The sequence below is a fragment of the Mesorhizobium sp. B2-1-3 genome, from assembly GCF_006442495.1.
Taxonomy (GTDB): Bacteria; Pseudomonadota; Alphaproteobacteria; order Rhizobiales; family Rhizobiaceae; genus Mesorhizobium.
Window position 1 is genome coordinate 180,894 of sequence record NZ_VFWL01000003.1, and the last position, 21,039, is coordinate 201,932.

19 protein-coding genes and 4 pseudogenes are annotated in these 21,039 nt (G+C 62.8%); 7 read left to right on the top strand and 16 right to left on the bottom strand.

Going from position 1 to position 21,039, the window contains the following annotated elements; all coding sequences use genetic code 11:
• Positions 1 to 41 precede the first annotated feature (41 nt).
• On the top strand, positions 42 to 509 hold the full coding sequence (locus FJ973_RS07975; RefSeq protein WP_140522992.1) for an Lrp/AsnC family transcriptional regulator: 468 nt from the start codon (positions 42 to 44) through the stop codon (positions 507 to 509).
• A gap of 251 nt (positions 510 to 760) precedes the next feature.
• Complete coding sequence (gene ehuB, locus FJ973_RS07980; RefSeq protein ID WP_140522994.1) at positions 761 to 1,633, top strand: ectoine/hydroxyectoine ABC transporter substrate-binding protein EhuB; 873 nt, start codon at positions 761 to 763, stop codon at positions 1,631 to 1,633.
• 61 nt (positions 1,634 to 1,694) lie between these two features.
• Here ehuB and FJ973_RS31265 read toward each other — a convergent pair.
• A pseudogene (locus tag FJ973_RS31265) lies at positions 1,695 to 1,986 on the bottom strand (type IV secretory system conjugative DNA transfer family protein); the annotation flags it as partial.
• 401 nt (positions 1,987 to 2,387) lie between these two features.
• Here FJ973_RS31265 and FJ973_RS07990 point away from each other — a divergent pair.
• Both FJ973_RS07990 and FJ973_RS07995 read left to right on the top strand, forming a co-directional pair.
• Positions 2,388 to 2,642: a helix-turn-helix domain-containing protein gene (locus tag FJ973_RS07990; protein ID WP_064982438.1), complete on the top strand. Its 255-nt coding sequence runs from the start codon at positions 2,388 to 2,390 to the stop codon at positions 2,640 to 2,642.
• Positions 2,642 to 3,967, top strand: coding sequence for a type II toxin-antitoxin system HipA family toxin (locus tag FJ973_RS07995; RefSeq protein WP_140522996.1), 1,326 nt, complete (start codon positions 2,642 to 2,644; stop codon positions 3,965 to 3,967). The genes FJ973_RS07990 and FJ973_RS07995 overlap by 1 nt, the downstream gene beginning before the upstream one ends.
• Here FJ973_RS07995 and FJ973_RS30815 read toward each other — a convergent pair whose 3' ends face one another.
• The 11 genes from FJ973_RS30815 to FJ973_RS08045 all read right to left on the bottom strand — a co-directional run bounded on the left by FJ973_RS30815 (position 3,968) and on the right by FJ973_RS08045 (position 12,713).
• Entirely contained in the window at positions 3,968 to 4,108 is a 141-nt protein-coding gene (locus tag FJ973_RS30815) for a hypothetical protein (RefSeq protein ID WP_181165445.1), read from the bottom strand.
• Between the two features lie 11 nt (positions 4,109 to 4,119).
• A complete protein-coding gene (locus FJ973_RS08000) occupies positions 4,120 to 4,575 on the bottom strand; it encodes a CopG family transcriptional regulator (RefSeq protein ID WP_140522998.1) in 456 nt (151 codons plus the stop codon).
• Between the two features lie 5 nt (positions 4,576 to 4,580).
• The gene (locus tag FJ973_RS08005) at positions 4,581 to 6,572 is read right to left on the bottom strand and encodes a conjugal transfer protein TraG (protein ID WP_140523000.1); all 1,992 of its coding nucleotides are present in this window, start codon (positions 6,570 to 6,572) and stop codon (positions 4,581 to 4,583) included.
• Positions 6,573 to 6,593: 21 nt separating this feature from the next.
• The gene (locus tag FJ973_RS08010; RefSeq protein WP_140523002.1) at positions 6,594 to 8,333 is read right to left on the bottom strand and encodes a VirD2 family relaxase/mobilization nuclease; all 1,740 of its coding nucleotides are present in this window, start codon (positions 8,331 to 8,333) and stop codon (positions 6,594 to 6,596) included.
• 243 nt (positions 8,334 to 8,576) lie between these two features.
• On the bottom strand, positions 8,577 to 9,260 hold the full coding sequence (locus FJ973_RS08015) for a lytic transglycosylase domain-containing protein (RefSeq protein ID WP_318013186.1): 684 nt from the start codon (positions 9,258 to 9,260) through the stop codon (positions 8,577 to 8,579).
• Positions 9,261 to 9,349: 89 nt separating this feature from the next.
• A complete protein-coding gene (locus FJ973_RS08020; protein WP_140523006.1) occupies positions 9,350 to 9,679 on the bottom strand; it encodes a DUF736 family protein in 330 nt (109 codons plus the stop codon).
• Positions 9,680 to 9,714: 35 nt separating this feature from the next.
• On the bottom strand, positions 9,715 to 10,260 hold the full coding sequence (locus FJ973_RS08025) for a S26 family signal peptidase (protein ID WP_140523008.1): 546 nt from the start codon (positions 10,258 to 10,260) through the stop codon (positions 9,715 to 9,717).
• Positions 10,257 to 10,748 (bottom strand): DUF2840 domain-containing protein, encoded by a 492-nt coding sequence (locus FJ973_RS08030; protein WP_140523433.1) that lies wholly within the window; start codon positions 10,746 to 10,748, stop codon positions 10,257 to 10,259. The genes FJ973_RS08025 and FJ973_RS08030 overlap by 4 nt, the downstream gene beginning before the upstream one ends.
• Entirely contained in the window at positions 10,745 to 11,800 is a 1,056-nt protein-coding gene (locus FJ973_RS08035) for a replication initiator protein A (RefSeq protein ID WP_140523010.1), read from the bottom strand. Before FJ973_RS08035 ends, FJ973_RS08030 begins: the two co-directional genes overlap by 4 nt.
• Positions 11,801 to 11,817: 17 nt before the next feature.
• Positions 11,818 to 12,099 carry a helix-turn-helix domain-containing protein gene (locus FJ973_RS08040; RefSeq protein WP_140523012.1) on the bottom strand — a complete coding sequence of 94 codons (282 nt, stop codon included), beginning with the start codon at positions 12,097 to 12,099 and terminating at the stop codon, positions 11,818 to 11,820.
• A 287-nt stretch (positions 12,100 to 12,386) separates the two neighbouring features.
• The gene (locus FJ973_RS08045; RefSeq protein WP_140523014.1) at positions 12,387 to 12,713 is read right to left on the bottom strand and encodes a DUF736 domain-containing protein; all 327 of its coding nucleotides are present in this window, start codon (positions 12,711 to 12,713) and stop codon (positions 12,387 to 12,389) included.
• A 549-nt stretch (positions 12,714 to 13,262) separates the two neighbouring features.
• Here FJ973_RS08045 and FJ973_RS08050 point away from each other — a divergent pair.
• Together FJ973_RS08050 and FJ973_RS08055 are read left to right on the top strand one after the other, a co-directional pair.
• Positions 13,263 to 14,173 (top strand): annotated as a pseudogene (locus FJ973_RS08050) (site-specific integrase).
• A gap of 2 nt (positions 14,174 to 14,175) precedes the next feature.
• A pseudogene (locus FJ973_RS08055) lies at positions 14,176 to 15,312 on the top strand (IS91 family transposase); the annotation flags it as partial.
• Positions 15,313 to 15,970: 658 nt separating this feature from the next.
• On the opposite strand, the gene FJ973_RS08065 reads toward FJ973_RS08055, so the two are convergent.
• The 3 genes from FJ973_RS08065 to chrA form a co-directional block, all read right to left on the bottom strand.
• Positions 15,971 to 16,369: an invasion associated locus B family protein gene (locus tag FJ973_RS08065; RefSeq protein ID WP_224656334.1), complete on the bottom strand. Its 399-nt coding sequence runs from the start codon at positions 16,367 to 16,369 to the stop codon at positions 15,971 to 15,973.
• Positions 16,281 to 17,162, bottom strand: a complete 882-nt coding sequence (locus tag FJ973_RS31270) for a hypothetical protein (RefSeq protein WP_224656336.1) — start codon at positions 17,160 to 17,162, stop codon at positions 16,281 to 16,283. The genes FJ973_RS08065 and FJ973_RS31270 overlap by 89 nt, the downstream gene beginning before the upstream one ends.
• Before the next feature lie 1,089 nt (positions 17,163 to 18,251).
• Positions 18,252 to 19,478, bottom strand: a complete 1,227-nt coding sequence (gene chrA / locus FJ973_RS08075) for a chromate efflux transporter (RefSeq protein WP_140555420.1) — start codon at positions 19,476 to 19,478, stop codon at positions 18,252 to 18,254.
• A gap of 52 nt (positions 19,479 to 19,530) precedes the next feature.
• Between chrA and FJ973_RS08080 the strand changes: the two are divergent.
• Positions 19,531 to 19,907: pseudogene (locus FJ973_RS08080) on the top strand (VOC family protein).
• Positions 19,908 to 20,477: 570 nt separating this feature from the next.
• Here the strand turns inward: FJ973_RS08080 and FJ973_RS31275 are convergent.
• On the bottom strand, positions 20,478 to 20,798 hold the full coding sequence (locus FJ973_RS31275; RefSeq protein ID WP_246672802.1) for a hypothetical protein: 321 nt from the start codon (positions 20,796 to 20,798) through the stop codon (positions 20,478 to 20,480).
• Positions 20,799 to 21,039 lie beyond the last annotated feature (241 nt).

The window sequence follows — 21,039 nt, forward strand, 5'->3', positions numbered from 1 at the left end:
ATTGGCTGATGCAGCCAATAATGACGCCAGACGAGGGAAACATGCCAAATCCGACGCTTGATGCCATCGACCTGAAGATCATTGCCGCGCTGCAGAAGAACGCAAAAGCGACGACGAACGACCTTGCTGAAGCCGTCGGCCTTTCGCCCTCACCATGCGCCCGGCGCGTCAGGCTCTTGGAGGGCGCCGGCGTCATCAAAGGCTATACGGTCGTCGTCGACCAAAAGAAGCTCGGGCTGCCGATCAGCGCTTTCGCGTCGATCAAGCTTGAACGGCAACGCGAAGACGATCTCGACCGCTTCTCTCAGTCCGTGCTGCGCTGGCCGGAGGTTGTCGACTGCTATCTGATGACGGGCCAGCGCGATTACCTGATGCGCATCGTGGTGCGCGACCTGGAGGCCTACGAACGGTTCATCAAGGACAAGCTGACGCGGCTGGACAACATCGCCTCGATCGAAAGCAGCTTCGCGCTCGGCCAGGTCAAGCGCTCGGAAGTCTTGCCTGTCTAGGCGACCGGTCATTCGGCGTCGGTTAAGCTTCAGCGGCGGAAGCGAGTTGGGGGACCGCGTCACCCCGATCGCAATTCACGTCGGGCGTGTATCTCCTCGAGCGGCCAGGCTTGATCCACCCACCCCAGTCCGTCCGCAATATGTACATATTTTGTACATATATATTGACGAAGCACCGCATCCGACCGTAGCGTTGAGCGGCTGAGGCGGGACGCCTTCGCGCAACTCAAACTCATGGGAGGACCCCACCGATGAAATTTCGAGCCCGATCGGCTGCGATTGGCCTGGCCTGCATCGCCTATGCCGCGCTTGTTGGATCTGTGCTGCCGGCAGCGGCAGAGACCACGAAAGAACGCGTCTTGAAGGAAGGGCGGATCGTCATCGGCATCCACAACCGCTCGCCATGGGGCTACAAGAAGGAGGGAACCGGCGAGCTGCTTGGCTGGCATCCGGATCTTCTCAGGGCTGCCTTTGCCGATCTCGGGGTCAAGCAGGTCGAGTTTGAGGTCACCGAGTTCGGCGCGTTGATCCCTGGCCTGATGGCCGGCCGTTTCGATGCCGTTGCGTCGGGCCTGTCGATAACGCCGGAGCGATGTCAGCAGGTCGCCTTCGGCGCTCCCGACCTGAGGTCCGACGACGCGGCGATCGTGCTCGCAGGCAACCCCAAGGCGATCCACAGCTATGCGGATCTTGCCAAGAAATCCGACGCTATCATGGGCGGCGGCCGCGGCAGCAACGTCATCAAGAACGCTATCACCGAGGGTGTGCCGGAGGACCGCATCCTGCAGTTCCCCGACATCGAGACCAACATCGCGGCACTGCGCGCCGGCCGCATCGACGCGGCTCTGTTCTCTTCCCCGACGGTGATCGGGCTGCTTGCCGGCAACAAGAGCCCCGATCTGGAGCGCGCCAGCCCGTTTACGACGGACGAGAAGTCGATCAGCTACATCGCGATCGCGTTCAGGAAGGACGATGGCGATCTGCGCGACCTCTACAATCGGGGTCTGGCGAAGGTCATGTCGAATGGCACGATCGCCACCATCATGGCGAAGTACGGATTTGGCCCCACGGAGAACGTGCCGCCAGGATTGACGAGGTCGCAATTGTGCGGAGCCGCCAACTGAACGCCATCAGCAACAGAACCCAGTTGGCATCAACAGCGCGGGCGGCCCCGCGCTAGCGCCGGCGGCCCGCGCTGGCGATGACCGGGTGCGGACCGCCCTCCCCCAGGTACGGCGTCGTCATCATGGCCGCCATGTCAATTCGATCGGGCGCTTCGAATCGGACAGGAATGCCGCGACGCCGCCAGGGTCTTGTCCGGTCCGGCATAGAGCACATGCAGGACCGCACCGACCAGCAGCGCGTGGCTCGTGTTTTCCCAATGGTTGCGCCTTTCAAGCGAGCCTTCGGGATCGACCAGGATGTCGGCGATGTTTTGTACGTCGCGGACCTCCCATTCCCCACGCCAGACCTCGAGAAAGTAACTCGAGGCGTAGCCGCTCGGGCAGACGCTCGTGTCGCTTGAACCTTGATCCTCGCCGAGGGGCAATGACTGCGAGTGAGCAAGGAATACATGGTTTTCAGGACGCGCTCGTCGTAGCCGTTCGCCATCTGAAGTTCCGTATCCCAGGTGTAGACGCCAGTTAGGTTGATGTGTTCCCGACCGGGCGGCGAGATGTGCTTCAACAAAGTCTCAAGAATGTATCGTCCCGCTCGTTTCAGTTGGGGCCAAGACCGCCGCTGCCAGCTACACGGCATCATACGCGATCGCGTATATCTTTCCTACATACGTGATCGCGTATATCTCCGTTTTATACCTAACCCCGTATATTGACGATCAATACGCGATCGCGTATATTACGGGCGTGGAGACCCATCATGACAGACCAGATCGCTCGCAACGAAAAACAACTCGGAGCCATCCTGCGCCGCGCTCGCAAGAACGCCGGGCTCACGCAAGGCTCGCTCGGCAACCAGATCCACCTACGCCAGGGTACGGTCTCCCGCCTCGAGGCCGGCGAGCCTGCGATGCAACTCCGCACCTTGATGGCCGCCCTCTCCGCTCTCGACCTTGAACTCGTCGTGCGCGCGCGCAGCAAAGGCAGCTCCGCTGATATTGAGGACCTGTTCTAATGGCACGGCGACGGGCTCACATTCCCTTGAATGTCTTCCTGAACGGGCGCCTGGTGGGCGTCCTGCGCAGGGAATCGACGGGCGCCATCGACTTCCAATACGCCCGCGAATGGCTGGACTGGCGAGGCACCTTCCCGATCTCACTCTCGCTTCCTTTGCGGGAAGACCGCTACATCGGCACGCCGGTGACCAACGTCTTCGACAACCTGCTTCCGGACAATGACGCCATACGCAGGCGTGTTGCCGAACGCGTCGGCGCCGACGGCACGGATGCCTACAGCATGCTGGCTGCGCTCGGCCATGACTGCGTCGGCGCGTTGCAATTCCTGCCTGATGGCATGGATCCAGGCCCTCCCGGCAGTCTCGAAGGCAGGCCGGTCAGCAACCAGGACGTCGCCGGAATCATCGAGAACCTTGCTGCCGCTCCGCTAGGCCTCGGCGAGGATGAGGACTTTCGCATCTCGATTGCCGGCGCGCAGGAAAAGACCGCACTGCTGCGCAAGGACGGAGGCTGGTTCAAACCGATCGGCACGGCAGCGACCACCCATATCCTGAAGCCGCAGACCGGCCGGCTGCCGAACGGCATCGATCTCTCCAACAGCGTCGAGAACGAGTATCTGTGCCTTAAGCTGCTGCAAGCGTTTGGCGTTCCCGCCGCCCAGGCGCAGATCGCTGACTTCGGCAAACGCCGCACGCTGATCGTAGAACGCTTCGACCGGCTGTGGGCCCGCGACGGCCGCCTCCTGCGCCTACCGCAGGAAGATATCTGTCAGGCGCTGTCAGTGCCGCCGACGCGCAAGTACCAGTCGGATGGCGGTCCCGGCATGCGCGAGATTATCGAGCTCTTGAAGGGTAGCGATACGCCAGATGAAGGCATCGCCACCTTCTTGCGCACCTGCATCTTGTTCTGGCTGATTGGCGCGACCGACGGCCACGCCAAGAATTTCAGTATTTTTTTGAGCCCTGGCGGACGATTCCGCATGACGCCCCTTTACGACGTGCTGACCGCGCAGCCCAGCCTTGATACCGGCCAGATTCCGCACCAAAAATTCAAGTTGGCAATGTCGGTCGGCAAGAACAGGCACTATTCGGTACCTGACATCATGCCACGCCACTTCCTGCAGACCGCTGACATTGCCGGTGTGGGCACCCCTGTCATGCGCAGAATTTTCGATGACATTGCTGAAAACGTGGAAAAGCAGGCCGACGAGGTGATCGTCTCGCTGCCGCGTGGCTTTCCTGAACAGCTTGTCGACGCAGTCAAGTCGGCTATCGGCAAGCGGGCGGCTCTCCTCGCCGATAACAAGGCTGATGCCATCGATTGATCAAGGTGCGACGAACCGGCTGCCGGGACTTGCTCGCCAGCCGCTGCTGATCATCATCGTCTTCTTCGGTCCAACAAACATTGTCGTCGCGTGACCGCCACCGGCGTCAAGTATACCCATCATCATGATGAACATGGCCATCAGGCTCCAAGCTAGCCAACTCCGTCAGGGTGGGTTTTCGCGGTGTCCATCGGATTGATATCCTCGGAAATCTCCTGTCGCAGTTTCGGCCCCTTCGCGAGGCGCCTGCCCAGGGCGGTCACGAAGGCTTCGTAGCGCTCGGCCGCCTTGGCGCGCGCGGCCTGGGCGGCGGGCTCGGGCAACGCTGGCGTTGTCGCGAGCCAGAAACGGACAAACACCGCCAGTGTCTCGACCGCAATGCCGATATCGCGCTCCTGCCTGGCCAGGCGGCGATCAACCTGATCGAGGCGTTTGGCGATAGCGGCCTCGCGACGTTCATCCCCATCCGGCGACAGGAAGGAAGCGAGTGCGGCTTCCGCAATCATGGATTGGGGTTGATCGCGCCGCGCCGCATAATCGCCAAGCATCGTCATGATGGCCTGATCGAGATAGACGGAAATCTGCGCCTTCTTTTTGCGAGCCATCATGGCGCCTACAACTCCATGCCGTCATCGGGATCCAGGGAAACCTGCCGCGCAACGCCCTGCATGAGGCGCGCCAGTCGCCGGTTGCGGACGGCATCATCGTCGTCGTCGGCATCGTCGTCCTGTCCCATATCGAATTCGTCTTCAATCGGCGCCGCCCTCTCGACGGCCTGCGCCCGATTGAGTTCGGCTTGCAGGCGGCGCTCCGATCCCGTTGGATCGCCATCGCCCTGCTGTAGCGTTCCGGAAACGTGCGTGACCTCCAAGTGAGCCAGGATCGGCAACTCGCTCCAGTCGTCAGGCTCGGCCTCTCCGGACCGCGCCAGTTCGGGTGGCGGCAACACGCGCTCCTTAAAACTGGCGTCCTCATAGTACCGCGCCTTCTTGGCCCTGATCGGCGGCGCGCCTGCCACCATGACGATCTCGTCGGTCGGCGGAAGCTGCATGATCTCGCCAGGAGTGAGCAACTGCCGTGCAGTCTCTTGCCTCGACACCATGAGATGCCCAAGCCACGGCGAAAGCCGGTGACCGGCATAGTTCTTCATCGCCCGCATTTCGGTTGCCGTGCCGAGCGCGTCTGAGACACGCTTGGCGGTCCTTTCGTCGTTTGTGGCGAAGCTGACGCGGACATGACAGTTGTCGAGGACCGAGTTGTTGGGGCCATAAGCCTTCTCGATCTGGTTGAGCGACTGCGCGATGAGAAAGCTTTTCAGGCCATAGCCGGCCATGAAAGCCAACGCGCTCTCGAAGAAGTCGAGGCGGCCCAGCGCCGGGAACTCGTCCAACATCAGAAGCAACCGGTGGCGGGTTGTCTTGGTAGGCAGGTCCTCGGTGAGGCGGCGACCGATCTGATTGAGGATGAGGCGGATAAGGGGTTTGGTCCGGTTGATGTCCGAAGGCGGCACGACGAGATAGAGCGTTGCTGGTTGCGTCCCCGCAACGATGTCGGAAATTCGCCAGTCACAGCGCCGGGTCACGCCGGCGACAACCGGATCGCGGTAAAGACCGAGGAAGGACATCGCGGTGGAGAGCACACCCGAGCGTTCATTGTCGGATTTGTTGAGCAGCTCGCGCGCCGCACTGGCGATAACCGGATGCGGGCCGGCATCTCCCAGGTGCGCGGTCTTCATCATCGCGGCAAGCGTCGATTCTATCGGGCGCTTGGGATCGGAGAGGAAGGCCGCGACGCCGGCGAGCGTCTTGTCCTGCTCGGCGTAGAGAACATGGAGGATCGCGCCGACCAGCAGCGCGTGACTGGTCTTCTCCCAATGGTTCCTCTTCTCCAGGCTCCCTTCCGGATCGACGAGAATGTCGGCGATGTTCTGCACGTCGCGAACCTCCCATTCGCCGCGGCGGACTTCCAGAAGCGGGTTGTAGGCTGACGATCTCGAATTGGTCGGATCGAAAAGCAGCACGCGACCGTGCAGAGCGCGAAAGCCCGCGGTGAGCTGCCAGTTCTCGCCCTTGATGTCGTGGACGATCGCCGAGCCCGGCCAGGTCAGAAGCGAAGGCACCACCAGGCCGACGCCTTTGCCGGACCGGGTCGGGGCGAAGCACAACACATGCTCTGGCCCGTCGTGACGCAGATAATGGCGGTCATAGCGCCCGAGCACGACACCATCGTTATCGATTAGGCCGGCTGCCTCCACCTCTCGCTTCTCGGCCCAGCGCGCCGACCCGTAGGTCTGGACAGTCTTGGCTTCGCGCGCCCGCCACACCGACATGCCGATGGCAACAATGATCGAGAGGAAGCCACCGGACACGGCGATCAATCCGCCTTTCCCGAAGATAGACGGGGCGTAGGCGTCGTAGAAATACCACCACCAGAACAGAGCGGGCGGATAGTAGACAGGCAACCCGGCGATCTCGAACCAGGGCGGACCGAGCCCCATCTGGAAACCGAGTTGCCATGCGGTCCATTGTGTCGCCGCCCAGGTCGTCAAGAGGACGATCAGGAAGACCGTGAGGATCTGGCCCCACAGGATTTTCGTGGCGGACATGGTTGTTCCTTTCTTCCAGTGTCAGAGGCCGAGACCCTTCTTGCGGCCAAAGCTCCAGTCGATGCCGCCGTCGCCACGTGCGACACCGGAGACGTGCTGGCCGAGATGCTTTTCGAGTGAGGGCGTCCAGGGGACGAGCTGGAAGCCTAGTCCGTCGTCGATCATGGCGAAACGGCCGGAGGCGAGCGCCAAGCGCTGGCGATAGGTGCCGGCAACAAAGTCTCCGCTGGCGGCGCGCTTGAAGGGTTTTCCGGTGTCGGCGGCGAGCCTGTCGCCCAGCGTCTCCAGTTCCGCACGTCGCAGCGTGTCGAGCAGGTTCCGGGTGAAGACGACCCGTCTGCCTTGGCGCTCCGCGAACCCCTGTTTGACAAGATGTTCGGCGCGCCGGTCGAGGGCGTCGCGAACCTCGGCGCCGAAGCCGGCCTCGGCCAGGGCGGCCGGTTCGCGCGCGATTGCCTGACGGTCGAGCCAGGTCGCACCCGATGCCGTGATCTGCTGATCCACTCCAAGGTCGGAGCGCACGGCGAGCGCGGCTCGCCGCTGCCCGCGCGCATCATCGAATTTTCGCAGCTCGACGATCGATCCCGGTGCGCTGTCGCCAGCGGCCTCCAGATCGGAGAGCTTGATGTGATGGGTGCGTCCGTCGACGCCGTCGACCACGGCATAGGCCGTGCCGATCAGTTCGTCATCGAGCCCACGATCGACCAGCCGGCCGACAACCGGCGTCTCCAGGCTCTCCGCGGCCAGGACATAATTGGCTGAGCCACGCTCGATGTCAGCCGCACTCATCGCGCGGTGGATGCGCTTGATGATGTCGCCGCGCTCGCCTAGCTCGCGCAGTGTTGCTTCGGCCCGTTCGTCGATTGCCCATTGGCCAGGCCCGGCCTGTTGGGCAAGACCAAGGGTCTCGAGCTTGCGCAGGCGACCGATTTTCAGAGCGTGATACTCGTCCGGTTGACTTTGGGGAGATGGCGCGAGATCGATGATCCCGCTGTCACGGCTGTCGCGAAGCAACTGCCGATCAAGTTGCGTCCACCGCTCGGACTGGATGTGGCTTTCGAGCGAGTGGCGGATATCGAGCTCGGTGCGCGGACCCAGTTCCTGGGTAACCAGATCGCGAGCCCGGTCGCGCATGCCTTCCTTGATGTAGTCACGCGCGATGACCAGATCCTGGCCATCGTCGCGAACCCCACGCACGATCAGGTGAATGTGGGGATGCTCGGTGTTCCAGTGATCGACCGCCACCCAGTCGAGCCGCGTGTCGAGGTCCTTCTCCATCTGCCCCACCAGATCGCGGGTGAAGGCGTTGAGGTCCGCCATATCGAGAGCGTCGTCCGGCGAGACGATGAAGCGGAAATGGTGACGATCGTCCTTGGCGCAAGCGGCGAAGGAAGCGCCATCGGCATTCTCCGTTCCCGGCCCGAACAGCTTCCCCTTCTCCCCGTCCCGGCTGACACCCTCGCGGCGCAGATAGTTGAGGTGAGTGCCAAGTGGAGCGGCGCGCACGGAATGACGGACGACTCGCGCCTTGACGACGGCGCCGCGCGATCGCGAGGTGATGAGGCGGTTGGCCTGGATGCTGGCGCGCTGACCGTGACCAAAGCGGGAGCGGCTTGCTTGTACAATCCGGCCCGAGCGCGAAATACCGCCGCCGGCCTTTTTCGCCGCGGCCAACACCTGCGCGATGAAGGGCCGGGCCTGCTGGGCGCGCGTGGAGCGGATGCGCCCGGGTCGAATGCGAAACTCGCGCTCATCAGCCATGGCGCGGCACCGCAATGTGGAAAAAGAAAAGCAAATACAATATGCTGGCTGCTTAATACACATTGCGCCGATGGCCGGCAATGTGCGGAACGCGCCAGAAAATCAAGCAAGAACAACCACCAGACCGCCGCGCAATGTGCGCCCTTTTATCCTGCCATCCCTCGGTTGTTACCTCGTGCCCGACTCGCCTCATTGGCTGCGACGTCAAACGAGACCCCAGGGGGCGACCTGACGGAGACTTCGTCATCGCTGCGATGTCCGGACGTCGGACCCTGTGAACAGCTGGCGCGGCCGCGAACCGGCCGCGAAAAGTTTGCGCACCAACGGTGACGACGAAACCTCGACGGAAATGTCTTCGCCAGCCGGAAGACCGGAAGCGGCCATTGACCCGGACGGGACTATGAACAGCGGCGCAACCGTCCAGCTGACGGCCTTGGCATGGCCGGCGGTGAGTGCGCCGGGCGCATCACCGCCGCCCCAGAAAGGGCGAAGCGTGACAACATAGGCCCGGGTCTCAGCCGGCAGCGGACGGCCCTTCAAGGAGGCTTCGTAACGCCCTGGCCCGGCGTTGTAGGCGGCGAGAAAGCCCGGTGAACCGTATCGATCATACAGCTCGCGAAGATAGGCGGTGCCGGCAAGGATGTTGTCGCGCGGATCATAGGGATCGCGGCCGAGCTGGTGACGAAGGCGCAGCTCGGCAAAGGTTGCGGGCATGATCTGCATCAAGCCCAAGGCGCCCTTTCGCGACACGGCGCGCGGGTCGCGGGCGCTTTCGACGTGCATGATTGCCCGTATCCAGCGCTGAGGAACGCGGAAGCGATGCGACGCCTCGGCAATAGGCGCGGCATAGGGATCGTCCGCGGATTTGCGGGAGGCCGGCGCGGATTGTGCCAGCGCCCCCGTCATCGCGTGACAGACGATCAGCATGCCACCGATCAGCCAGAGTGCCTCTCGCCGACCAGGCAACCGACTGACGGGGCGGCTTCCGTCCGCACGTTTCGGCGCCGATGGCCCACTCATCGAGCACGCTCCGGCCGCGATTTCGGCCGGATCCAGCGCAGAGACCAGGAGCCGTCGTCGGTTCGGAAGAGACCGGCGCGAAAGCGCCGGCCAAACAGCGGGTCCTCCAACCGGCACGACAGATAGTCGCCAACCGTCTGTCCGGTTTCCTTCCAGGCCGCACCCACCTCGGGGCCGCCGCCGTCACCGATGTGGATACGAAAATCCGGCGCTTTGCCGTCAGATATTGTGGTCGGCACAAGCACCAGCTCGGCATCCACGAGCAGCGTTCGAACCCGCCCGCAGTAACCCGAATCTGTTTTCTGGAAGACGCCGATCTCGGCCATGGATTATCTCCTTCTCTTGTTGGCTGGACTGAATTTCAGTTCGCCGGAGCGAGCCAGGTGTAGTGGCCATCGCCCCTCTCGTCGGTCCAAAGCGGCAGCGCGGCCCCGACGATCGAGCTCGCCGGGAACGGGCCGAAATAGCGGCCATCGAGACTCTCCCCGACCTTCCGGTTCATGACGAAGATTTCGGCGGCGGCGATGATGCGGCAGCCCTGCCATTCCGGCAGCGCGCGCCCCTTGCGGTCGCGCTCCAGTGCAGCACCCAGCGCAAGCCCGTTCACCGTGACGAGGCGGCCGAGACGGCAGACTTGCTGCCCAGGAAGCCCTTCGATGTGCTTCAGCATCGGCACGCCGAGCGGAAGGTAGCCACGCTCGGCGGCGAACCGAGCGACCTTGTCTGGCGGTTCGATGACAACGAGCGCGCCGGCCGTGGGGACGGCCATGTTCCTGATCGCATAAAGCCCGAGTGGCGCGCTGGCCGACGCGTTCCACAGCAGCAGCTGCGGCATCTCCACGACAGCGGGAGCGACCGTCGCGGTGACGGCTGCAAGTGCCGCGGCTATGCAGGCGGTGCGGCTCATGAAGTCACCCGCTTGCGCAACAGAAAGGCGCGGTGCTGCTCGAGCGAATAGGCACGCGGCCTTCCGCCCGCAATCAGACGGTTGTGGGTCTGACGCCAATAGCCCGGTGCGGCCTCGACCGGATCGAGGCCGATCGCCTCGACCGCATCGATCAGTTGGAGAACCCGCTCGACCTTGTCCCAACCTGCGATCTTGAGCAGGATCTCGCCGCCTGGCCGGATGTAAGGCAGAGTCTGATACGCTTCAGCGGGCAAGACCGCGCGCACGATGTCGATGCGCGAAACAACAGTGCCAAAGTCATTCGCCGCCCAGCGCACGAACGCAAAAACACTGCCTGGCGCAAATCCGACGACGCGGCGCCGCTTGTCGATGATCGTCTCATGGGCAGGACGTCCGAAGCGGATGCGATGCTCAATCCGATTCTCGATCCAGATCAGCTCGACCGTCGTGAGGTCGTCGCGCGGCGTCGATTGGGTAGACGACGTCATGTGTCGTCTCCCTTGCGCCAGCCAGCGCACCGCCGCTTCTGCCCCTCACTGCCAGTCGACGGCTTGCGCGCAAGACTGTTAGATTGAGAGTTAGACTCTAAGTTAAGAGCGCGATTTTCCGTGTCGACCCCGCCGCTTAGGGCCGATCGCGGTTCCCGAAAGCACGAGGATCCGGTTCCCGATGGCACGATAGTCCGGGTTCCTGATGGCACGACCCTGTCCACTGATCCGGGCGCCGGCTCGAAAGCCAACAGCACACGGCCGCTGGCTTCGACCTCCGTGAACAGAAGGTATCCCGGCAAAGGTTGGCGGCGCACGATGCCACGCAGTTCGAAGGCGAAGCGCTTGAGCGGCGAGAGGCTGCCGGACTTGCGATGCAGGTGGCTGATGTCAAAACGCCAGCCGGAGTGCTGGCGACCGCCATGCTTGCGCACCAGCCGATAGAGCCAGCGCTCCAGACCGCCCGTCAGGCGGAAATAGGCGCGGTCGATCGTCAGGATGAGCGCATCGTCCATAACAGCGCGGTAGAACCAATCCGGCAAAATCAATTCGACGCCGAGCGGGTGGCCGTTTCGATCGAAGCGCTCCTGCCACTCGTTGATCCACGAGAAGCGATGGCGCCGGCCTTCGGCGCGTTGGCGAATGGAGGTGACGACGCTTGTCGACTGCAGGCGATCGAGCGCCGCCTTGAGGCGCAGATAGTCTCGCTTCGAGACACCGCGGCCGACGAAGGTGAGCATTTCGTATGGCGTCGCGGCCATCAGGCGCGAAGTGCGCAATCCGGCGTCCCGCGCATTGACGATCTGGCTTGCGGCCCAGATCAGGATATCGGCATCCCAGATCGTCGCCATGCCGTGGTCGGGCATCGCTTCGACACGGATAGCCACATCGCCGGCGCGAAAGTCGATGGGCGCGATGCGCCTGGATTTGGCGAGGGAAAAGAAGGGATAGGCCATGAGGTCCTGCGCATCGCGTGGCGCGACAACACCGGGCAGCGCGTGGAACAGATCAAGCTGTCCGCGTTCCGATGGTTGGCGTGGTCGTGCCGACATAGGGGAGATCAGCCGTGTCAGCGCCTTTCGCGCCCGGCATAGGCGATCAGGCGGGCGGCTTGAGGCTTGGCGGGCAGCACCGAGCCTTGCGGATCGGATGTCGACGTCATCGCGCCGCGCTGCACCCAGGCCTGGAGGTCGTCGACGGCGTAGACGACGCGGCCGCCGAGTTTTCGATAGGCAGGCCCGGTGCCGTAGGTGCGGTGTTTCTCCAGCGTACGCGCCGAAAGACTGAGGAAATGCGCAGCTTCCGAAGTGCGCAGGTAGCGCGGCGGCAATGGCGCGGCGTCGGCATTCATCGGGTGTCTCCTTGCGGCCGTCGAGATTGAACGGCGATCGATGGCCAGGATGGAAGAGTGTGGAGACGGTGATCAGGTGCGCAATTGAGGGGCGCTATTTCGCACCGCCAAGAGGCCTTCAGGCAGTGGCGCCGGCGCGCAGCCATTGAGAACAGCCGCGCTCGACCATCTCCACGGCGTCGCGCATCAGACGACAGGAAGCCGGTAATGGCAGCCGGCGGCGCGGAAAGCTTCCGCGGCACCGGCAGAAGGCGCCTCGCCCGACACCGGGCGAGGCGTCTGCCAGTTCACTCGCCGTTGCGGCGGTTGGGGCGGGACCAGATGAGGCTATGGCCCTCGCCTTCCTCGTCGGCGAAGAGGTTGGCGTAGATCGGGGCGGTGAAGCTCGGATCGTCGAGCTTGAGCCCGAGATAGTCGCGGCCCTCGTTGGAGCGCTTGGACCAGGCGGCGCCGATTTCGGCCTTGCCGACCACCACGCGGTGGCTTGCAGCGTTCTCGCCGCTGGCCCGGGTGTCGGGGACGATGCGCACGCCCTTGGCCTGGACGCTGAGGGTGATGATCTCGCCGGTGAACTCGTTCGCATTGGTCTTCTTGAAAGTGCCGATGGTAGCCATTTTCAGTCTCCGTTTCTTCGTTTCCGAGCCCGCACCATGCGGCCTCGATAGCGATCACAGGGCCGGAGGCGACCGCCGCCGCATCGCTTGCGACCGCAGCAAAAGCGGAGGATGGCGGAGGCGCGCGTTTCTTGGTTCCGCGAGGAATGGGCTTTGCCCAGGGGAAGAAACGCGCAACGCGCCCTTGCGGCATAGGCGGTCGAGGCTTCAGCCGTCCTTCGGCCAGATCAGCCGGCTCGAGAGGTCGTTGGTGCGCTCTGCGAAATGAAGGAGGGAGGCAATCGCGGCATCGGTAGCTCGGCGACGAAGCGGATTGGTTGGCCAGGAGGTCCGCCCACAATGTTGACCCGCATCAAAGGCTTGCCCCGTTGTGCCAAGCGCACGCGACGGCACACTGCGAATGTCCTGTTTGGGCCGAAGAACGAACCCGCTGCGCGGGATGGGCGCGCTGGGATGAGGTAGAGATCACGAACCGGACGTCGCGCTCGCATTTGAGGGTGGTTCGGCAGCGGCAGAGCATCACAGGCTTCTTCAACAAGGAGCCTGACCATGCCCTGTCCTGTTCTTGATGCACCTATCAGTCCAGTTCGTCAGCGGCTGATCGACGACATGAATATGCGGCGTTTCTCACAGGAGACGCAGCGCAACTATCTCCGCGACATCGGACGCCTGGCGACGTTCCTCGGCCGGTCGCCGGATACAGCGACCACTGACGACCTGCGCCGATTCCAGATCGAGCAGCAGGACGACGGCGTTCCCGTGCCGACGATGAACAGCATCGTGTCGGCGCTGCGCTTCTTCTTCACACATACGGTCGATCGCCCCGATCTGGCGCGCAAGCTCGTTCGTCTGGCGCACCCGCGCAAGCTGCCGGTGGTGCTGAGCCGCGACGAGGTCGCCCGGCTACTCAACGCCACCACCTGCCTCAAGCACCAGGCCGCGCTGTCGGTCGCTTATGGCGCGGGCCTGCGCGTGGCGGCGGTGGCGACGCTGAAGGTTGCTGACATCGACAGCCAGCGCATGCTGTTGCGCGTCGAGCGCGGCAAGGACGGGCGATACCGCAACGCCATGCTGTCGCAAGACCTGCTCTTGTTGCTGCGCCAGTGGTGGAAGGGCGGACGCCAGCAGGGGGGTGATGCATCGCGACGGCTGGCTGTTTCCTGGGCAGCATGCGATGAAGCCCATCAGCACGCGGCAGCTCTATCGCGTGGTCGTCGAGGCAGCGCAGGCGGCCGACATCGCCAAGCGGGTCGGGCCGCACATGCTGCGTCACAGCTTCGCCACCCACCTGCTGGAGGACGGCACCGACATTCCGGATCATCCAGGTCTTGCTCGGGCGCGCCAAGCTAAATAGCACCGCCTTCTACACCAAGGTTGCAACCCTCACGGTGCGCACCGTCACGAGCCCGCTCGACAAGCTTGGCCTCTTCAAGCTGGAAGAGATCTCGCCCGACGGCTGAGCGTGCGCGCCTCGATTGAGGTTGCCGACATCTTCCGCACTGCCGGGCCCGCCTACCGGGCCGTCCATGCAGGGCATCTGACACTGCAGCAACTCAAGGTCATGTCGGCGATCGAGCACTGCCGCACCGCCGCCCTTGGCGGTCACGTGGAGGCCTGCGAGGACTGCGGCCAGTGGCGCATCGCCTACAACTCCTGCCGCAACCGGCACTGTCCGAAGTGCCAGGGTGCCGCGGCGCGGACATGGCTTGCCGAGCGCGAGGCCGACCTGCTGCCGGTCGGCTACTTCCACGTCGTGTTCACGCTGCCGGCCGAGGTCGCCGACATCGCCTTCCACAACAAGGCGGCGGTCGACGACCTGCTGTTCAAGGCGGCATCGGAGACGATGCTGACGATCGCTGCGGATCCGAAGCATCTCGGCGCGCGCATCGGCATCACCGCCGTCCTTCAAACTTGGGGCTCGGAAATGTCGCACCATCCGCATGTGCACATGATCGTGCCGGGCGGCGGCATCGCGCCAGACGGAAGCCGGTGGATATCGTCGCGCCCGGCCTTCCTGCTGCCGGTGCGCGTGCTCGGCAAGCTGTTCCGCCGCCTGTTCCTCTCTCGGTTGGTTGCGCTGCACGATGCCGGCCGGCTCACCTTCTTCGGATCGATGGCGCACTTCACCGACCGGCGAGCATTCCTGCGGCACCTGGCGCCGGTCCGGAAGAAGCGCTGGGTGGTTTATGCCAAGGCGCCCTTCGCCGGGCCTCAAGCCGTACTTGCCTATCTGTCCCGCTACACCCACCGCTTTGCGATCTCGAACCGCCGCCTCATCCGATTCGATGAGGCCGAGGTCACGTTCCGCTACAAGGACTATCGTCGCGACGGCACAGACCGGCAGCAGATCATGACGCTCGCCACCGACGAGTTCATCCGCCGATTCCTGCTCCACATCCTGCCGCGTGGCTTCCACCGCATCCGGCACTACGACCTGCTCGCCGGCGGCTCCCACAAAGCCAGCCTCGCACTCGCGCGCAAACTGTTGAGCGTCGCGCCGCTGCCCGAAGACGGCACTCCGGAAGAACCGACTGACTTCCGCCCGCCATGCCCGTGCTGCGGCGGACGGATGATCATCATCGACGTGTTCGAACGTGGAGGCAGCCGCGCGGGCCGCCGGACGCGTCGGCGACGAACCGGGAGAGCGTCCCATGACGCGGCATGGCGAAGTCCAGCCTTCAGCCACAGGCGCTCAGCCTCCGGCGACGAACCCACGCGCGTCCATGGAGATCATCGGCCTCGACAGGGCTAAGTCCGACCGCACGCCGAGCCGAGGAGGCCGCACGGCCGGAAGACAAGGCGGTCCGTGCATCAATCCCGCCGCTTCTCGCCGGCGGTCGCGCTATCCCCGACACCAGCCAAAAATCGAAATCCCCATAACCCCTCGCCTGTGGCTCGAGGGTTCCTTCTTCGGAGACTTTCGTACGCCTGCCGGCGCCCGAAACTCTTCACGGAATCGGACGGCTGGCTTCTAGGCTCAGATCATCAGAAGCGGACTTAACAGGAGGTCTGTGCGCCTCAGCTGAACTGATCCGAACGCGAACAGCGAAATCGAGAAATTGAAGAGAATAGGTCCGCTCGCCGGGAGCAGCCTTTACGTCTAGGGCTGTCGAAATCCCACGCGCGCCCTGTAGATTCTCCCAAGGTAAGCCAACCGCGCGGGTTTAAGCTCCTCTCGCTTCAATCCCGATGACGTAGCGCGTCGAGCCAATATCTTAATATCATAATTACAGCACTGGACCATTCCTCGGGGGCCTTCAGTAGCGCGGCTTCCCGATCAGCCCACCAGCTGTCTGTCTCACGCTCCAGCAAGATACGGACAAAGCGATGTCCTTCTGGTCGGTGCTTCTGACCTTGATCTTCAGCACCGAACCCGCCCGCAATGCGGCTACTGTTCCTTCATCGAGGGTGAGCGGCACGATGCAGCCGGCCGGCAAGCAGGTTGAGAAGCGCAGCGCCTCAAGGGGCTGGCTGTCATCGATCTGCAATGCGGCGCCGGCGTCGAGCATAAGCCCAAACGGAAGCACGACATTGCCCGCGAGCGTGGCGTCGCTGTTTCGCCTAAGCTCAACAGCCAGGACCCGCTGGCCGTTCTGCTGCGTCTGTTGCTGGGAGACACCGCACGTTACCGTTGATGTGCTGCTTTGACAGGTCAGGCTCCAGTCTTGATAGCTTTCCTGGAGCGAAGTCGCGCCGCCTGGCAGCTTTGAAGTCACATCTTGAGACAAAGCCGCGGTGCCCATCACCATCAAGCCGAGCGTCGCCGCTGCACTGGCCAGCGGGAATTTCCACATGCGCAATTCGATCACCTTTCTTGCGGGTGAGATTTATGCTCAGGAACTCCTGCAGCTTTCGCGCGGACTGCCTGGAAAGGCCGCCCTTGAACTGCTCCGGTCGGCTGGTTCGTGAGGCATAGGCGTAAAGCACGTGAATGCCCATGATTGCGATCAGCTGCTCGATATGGACGTGGCTGACGCCCTCCTTCTTCGTAAGCTCCGCCTTGAGCAGTTTGGCGATGCGCAACGCATTAAAGTCCCGCGTGCCAAGGGGCGGAGGCATCAACTCCGTCTCCACCGGGCCGAATTGCTGCCTGGCCAGTTCCTTCAGGCTGTCGTCCGGGTAGACGATAATTGCGCTCTCCCGCGCCTTCGACAGCCGCAAGCGAGCTTCAAGATGTGCCGGCTTGACGATGATGCTCCCTGCCGCCGCGTCGTAGCGCTCAGCCTTGGCTCCCCCGAGGGAGGCACACACGCCTGGTGCGGCCTCGAGACCGACATAGACAACGTGATCACTTGCCTCGAAGGTGTGTAGACCAGGTGCCATGACGGAACAAGACGCCCTGCCCCGCTGAGTCGCTATCGTCCGCTCATCGGTTGTCGAAGAAACAGATTGCAAGTCCAGTTCGGGTGGATCGAAGCCGGCATCCAGATCGTGCTCAGAAGAAGTCATATCAGTCGGCCTGTGTCACAGCGCGAGGCAGGAAGACATTCACGTTTCAATTAGTGAATCCTAATTTAGAAGACGAACACTCCCATTCACCTTAGTGAGCGCCGTCAGACGTCCCTGGAATGTAAACTATCCCCCGAATGAACCGGTTCCCGATCATTCGCTTTTGATTCAACTCAACAATGGAACAAGGGTCGTGTGCCACACCCGCAGCGGTTGTGGACCAGAGTTGAGCGGCTTGTCATTGACCAGACCCCAACCGCAAAAAAGTGAGCTCGAAGGGTTGCCATGCACTCACGGGGGCGCATATCGGGTCGCGGGGATGCACTGCGGTTCGCTGGGTGCGCGGGCCACAACCTTGATGATGGTGACGGAACATTGAAAAATCCCGAACTTCGCCCAATCGATCTTCCACAGAGCAGCAGCGGCCTCGGAGCCTTGTGACCAGACTATTCGGAGTGCATGGGAATGCGGGGCCGAGGCTGGATTCGGGAACTGCGGCTTGCTGACGCTCAACAGCTCAGAAAGCAAATCGCCCAGTTCGAAATGGAACTACTTACGGAAAGAGAGTCATTCAAACTAAGAAGGCTCGCGGAGCTCGGCTATCACATCCATTCCCGCAAGTTGCGACTTCAACGCCTGGAGCGCTGCATCTCTGCGCTGAAGTGACTGATCTCTAGGAACCGCCGGCGACCGCCGAGTGGTCCGCTCGCGAAAAATAAGCTTTGGGGAGCACGATCCTGCATTCCATGCGCAGCGATCGGAGGCGGCGAGGTTGTAATACGAGTGTCCCATTCCGTTTCTCCTTCGGCCATGATTGGCCACCGGAGAAACGCGGGTACCCCTCGGGGCGTGATCCTGGCTAACCGCAATCTGATCGGTCCCGACATCGTGATCGCGGCGACGGCTATAGTACGGGCCTCGAATCGATGGTGGGCAAGCTTGGCGTTCTGGACGGCAGGGCGTTCCGCTTTTTAACGGCGGCGATCATGATCCGACGCGGCCGGGTCTGTGGTTCACGGGAATGCAGCCAAATGTCCGCGGCTGCTTCGCCGACGCCAGGATTCAGGCGCGCCATCGCAAAGGCCATTGTCAAATCATCGCGGCGCGAAGCGCGCCAGCAGCGGCAAGCAACGCCACAACAACCCACGACGGCATCCGCCATACGACCAGAAGCAGGAACCCGGTTACAGCCAGAGCAAAATCCCCTGGCGTGACGACTGCGCTCTTCCATACCGGATCGTAGAGAGCCATCCCAAGGATGCCGACCACAGCCGCATTCGCACCGCGCATCGCAGCCTGGGCGCCTGGACGCGAGCGCAGGGCGTCCCAAAACGGCAACATGCCGTAAACAAGCAGCGTACCGGGCAGGAAGATGGCGATAAGCGCGATCGCCGCGCCGGCCAGGCCGTTTGGAACGGGGCTTGCCACGCTCCCCAGATAGGCAGCGAACGTGAAGAGCGGCCCCGGCACTGCCTGCGCCAGTCCATAGCCCTGCAGGAAGGCTTCGTTCGTCACCCAGCCCGTGTTGACGACCTCCGTTTGCAGCAGCGGCAGCACCACATGGCCTCCGCCGAATACCAAGGCCCCAGAGCGGTAGAAGGCGTCAAAGAATGCGATAGCGTGACTACCCGTGGCCCGTTCCGTCAGCGACGGAACGACAAGGAGGACAGCAAAGAGTGCTAGCGAAACAGCGCCGCCGCGAGCCGAAACGGGAAAACTCAAATGTCCAGGCACCTTGGTTTCCTCGCCAGGGCAAAGCCATAGCCCGGCGAGGGTTCCAAGGACGATCGAAGCTATTTGCGCGAACGACCCGCCGACGACGACGACAACCGCAATCGCGAGTATCGCAATGGCGGCGCGCTGCTTGTCGGGCGTTAGCGTTCGCGCCATGCCCCAGATTGCTTGTGCTACCACGGCAACAGCCACGAGCTTGAGCCCGTGAAATACGCCGTCCGCGACTGGGCCATGAAGCCCTGCCGCACCAAAAGCGAAGGCCACAATGATCAGTGCCGATGGCAGGGTGAAGGCGAGCCATGCTGTAAGGCCACCTGCCAGGCCACCACCTCTGAATACGCCGAGGGCGAAGGCCACCTGGCTGGACGCCGGACCAGGAAGAAACTGGCAAAGGGCGACGAGATCGCCATACGCTTGCTCATCGAGCCATTTGCGACGCAACACCAGTTCGTTGCGATAGTAACCGAGATGCGCGATGGGTCCGCCAAACGATGTGAGGCCAAGCCTCAGGAATACACGAAAGACTTCGCCTGCGGACCCGCGTATCGGCGCGCCTAGCTGTTGGTCCATTGCGTTGCCCATACGAAATCGCTTCTAATAAACTTGCCGGGGGTCGTTTGAAAGGTGATCCATAATGACGCCAGCCAGTGTTCGGTACATTGTCAACGATGTCGCAATCTCCGTCGCCTTCCACACGCAGCACCTTGGGTTCACCATCGAGCAGGACGCACGGCCAGCGTTTGCGTCGGTGACCCGTGGTCCCTTGCGGCTGATGTTGAGTGGCGCTGCAAGCTCCGGCGCACGGCCGATGCCGGACGGTCGCCGTCCAGTGCCCGGCGGGTGGAACCGCATCCTGCTGCTTGTCGAAGATCTGAAAGAGGAAGTCGAACGGCTGAAAGGCGCCGGGTTGCCATTTCGCAATGAGGTCATCAGTGGAGTCGGTGGCTCGCAAATCCTGCTCGAAGACCGTCGGGGAACGTGATCGAACTGTTCCAGCCCGCCGCTCACTGACAGGTTCTCAACCTTGCTTTTGGAACTGACCGAGGTTTGAAGCTCGTCGGAACGGCCGAATCGGTGCAAGCGGCCGTAGACATGGTCGGAGTTCTGACGGCGTGTATAGGCGCCGTCTTCCGACACGAGGCTTTCAGGGCCAGGCGGCGGGCCTAAATGCCGCCCATTCCTCAGGCTAACAGAATACGGCACCATCAAGCTGCGCATGGGGTTGAACGCGCATCGTCGGAAACTTGGAACCCCCGCTTAGTCACTCGGAGCCGCGTGCGCCGTGGCGGAAGAGCTGTACTTCTAACTCGCCTCCCTATTGACAGACGGGCTGCATGCCGGGCCGCTCCGGCGGGAGCGCAATGTAGCCTTACTCGGCGACGGCAATAAAACAAAGCAGGTGTGCGACATCCAAACATTTGGATTCAACGTCCGGCATAATATGGCTTGAACGAAGTGCAAATGCTATGACCGTCGGATCGACAGAGTTCGGAGACCCATTCGCGGACGCAAGCGGTCCGTAGGCGGAGATGATCCGGAGGCTGCACCAAAGGGGCGATGATGATGGAAGCAGCGCCGCATTCACAGATTGCTGACCACTACGCGCGAGGCAGCCTGGTCGCAGGTATTCGCGATGGTCTTGCCGCCATGGGGAAGACCGAAAGCACGGTCACCGCCGAGGACCTCTCGCCCGTAGACGAGTTTCACATTGGCGGCCGCGCCGCCACGGGAGAGTTGGCAGGGCAACTTGCGCTCACCGCTGCGGATCGAGTGCTCGACATCGGCTGCGGCCTCGGTGGACCAGCGCGACAGATCGCAGCGAAGTATGGCTGCCACCTCACCGGCATCGATCTCACTCGCGACTACGTCGAAGCCGGCAATGTCCTTTCCGGCTGGCTCCATCTAGGGGAGCGCGTCTCGTTGCAGCAGGGCGATGCTTTGCGGCTGCCCTTCCCAGATGGATCGTTTACTGCCGCATACATGTTGCATGTCGGAATGAATATCGCCGACAAGAGCGCACTATTTTTCGGACATTGCGCGGGTCCTATGCCCCGGGGCGCGTTTCGGTGTCTTCGACGTCATGCGCACTGGACCCGGCGAACTGTCTTATCCGCTGCCATGGGCGAGTACGGCAGATACGAAC